The organism is Kitasatospora sp. NPDC059722 (assembly GCF_042733235.1).
Lineage (GTDB): Bacteria > Actinomycetota > Actinomycetes > Streptomycetales > Streptomycetaceae > Kitasatospora.
On record NZ_JBHWGD010000276.1, the window covers coordinates 1 to 1850 of the forward strand.

Consider the following 1850-nt stretch of genomic DNA (forward strand, 5'->3'; position numbering starts at 1 on the left):
GGGGGGGGGGGGCGGCGGGCGCGCCCGCGGGGCGGCGGGGCCCCCGCCCCCCCCCCCCCGGGCGTCACCAGGGCGGGCGGTAACCGGTGGTCAGGTGGCGGCCGGTGTGGCGCCACTTCGGTTCCTTGTCGACGGTGCTCTGCGTAATCGCGCGCAGCCGGCGGATCACCGTCCCGTACACGCCGCTGGCGCCGGTGGAGACGCGCGAGCCGGGCGGCGGGTCCATGAAGGGCATGAACTTGTCCGGGAAGCCCGGCATCGTGCAGGCGATGCAGATCCCGCCGACGTTCGGACAGCCGCCGACGCCGTTGATCCAGCCGCGCTTGGCGACGTTGCACTTGACGACCGGTCCCCAGCAGCCGAGCCGCACCAGGCACTCGGGCGTGCCGTAGTCGGTGGCGAACTGGCCCTGTTCGTAGTAGCCGCCGCGGTCGCAGCCCTCGTGCACGGTGGCGCCGAACAGCCAGGCGGGCCGCAGCTTGTCGTCGAGCGGGATCATCGGCGCGGAGCCGGCCAGCTGGTAGAGCAGGTAGGTGAGGGTCTCCGCGAAGTTGTCGGGCTGGATCGGGCAGCCCGGCACGCAGACGATCGGCAGCCCGGCCTTGGACTTCCAGTCCCAGCCGAGGTAGTCCGGCACGCCCATGGCGCCGGTCGGGTTGCCGGCCATCGCGTGGATGCCGCCGTACGTGGCGCACGTGCCGATGGCCACCACCGCGGTCGCCTTGGGGGCGAGCCGGTCCAGCCACTCACTGGTGGTGATGGGCTGGCCGGTCGCGGGGTCGTCGCCGAAGCCGCACCAGTAGCCCTCCTTCTTGATCTTCTCGTTGGGGATGGACCCCTCGACGACCAGCACGAACGGCTCGATCTCGCCGCGCTCGGCCTTGAAGAACCACTCGACGAAGTTGTCCGCGCCCTGGACCGGGCCGCACTCGAAGTCGATCAGCGGCCAGTGCACCGCGACCCTGGGCAGGCCGGGCAGCGCGCCGGTGACGATCTCCTCGATGCTCGGCTGCATCGCGGCGGTCAGCGAGACGGAGTCGCCGTCGCAGCTGAGGCCCGCGTTGATCCAGAGAATGTGCACCACGTCGGTGTCGGTTGATGCAGCTGTTGCAGCACCCATGAGGATGCCTCCTCGGGGATGGGAGCCGGACGAAATGGCTCAAAGACAGTCATAGCAACCGTTCGGATCGAACGCCGGTCCGGAGAGCCGTGCGGGTCGCCCGGTGGACGCAAGCCGGCTGGGCCGTTCGGGTCACGTCCGGGCGAGGAGGCCCTCGGGCGCGGGACGCTTGCGGACGAACGCGGAGCGCAGCGCGTGGTACGGCGATTCGGGTGTGAAGAACTGCCGGTGCATCACCGCGAGCTCCTCGGCCCGGTAGGCGGCCAGCGGCTTCCTCCGCTCGTCGGCCTCGCGGACGGCCTTCTTCTCGGCGATCCGGCGCTGCGCGCCCGGCGAGGCGGCGAGCAGCCCGGCCAGGTGGGCCGCGGTCGGCCCGAACTCCTGCGGGCCGCAGGCGAGTACCCGGTCGACCAGGCCGGCCCGCTCGGCCATCGCCGCGGACATCGGGAGCGCCTGGCGGGTCAGCCGCTCGGCCTCGGGTGCGCCCACCCGTCGGGGCAGGGTGTACGTCCAGTACTCCGACCCGTACAGGCCCATCAGCCGGTAGTGCGGGTTGAGGACTGATCCGCCGCGGCACCACACCTCGTCCGCCGCCAGGGCGAGCATCAGGCCGCCGGCCGCCGCGTTGCCCGCGACGGCGGCGACCACCAGGCGGTCGGTGGTGGTGAGCACCTCGGCCACGAGGTCGTCCATCGCGGTGATGTTCGCCCAGGACTCGGCGGCCGGGTCC

General features: G+C 72.4%; 2 protein-coding genes. Both read right to left on the reverse strand.

The features are described from left to right. Window positions 1-64 precede the first annotated feature (64 nt). Window positions 65-1120: a hydrogenase expression protein HypE gene (locus ACFV4F_RS43230; protein ID WP_380435254.1), complete on the reverse strand. Its 1056-nt coding sequence runs from the start codon at window positions 1118-1120 to the stop codon at window positions 65-67. A 132-nt stretch (window positions 1121-1252) separates the two neighbouring features. Then, on the reverse strand, window positions 1253-1850 hold a 598-nt coding region (locus tag ACFV4F_RS43235; RefSeq protein WP_380511521.1), incomplete at its 5' end, for an enoyl-CoA hydratase/isomerase family protein.

Bases quoted from the DNA above. Each gene is read 5' to 3' on its own strand.
- ACFV4F_RS43230 (WP_380435254.1), bottom strand. From the start codon at position 1,120: ATGGGTGCTGCAACAGCTGCATCAACCGACACCGACGTGGTGCACATT.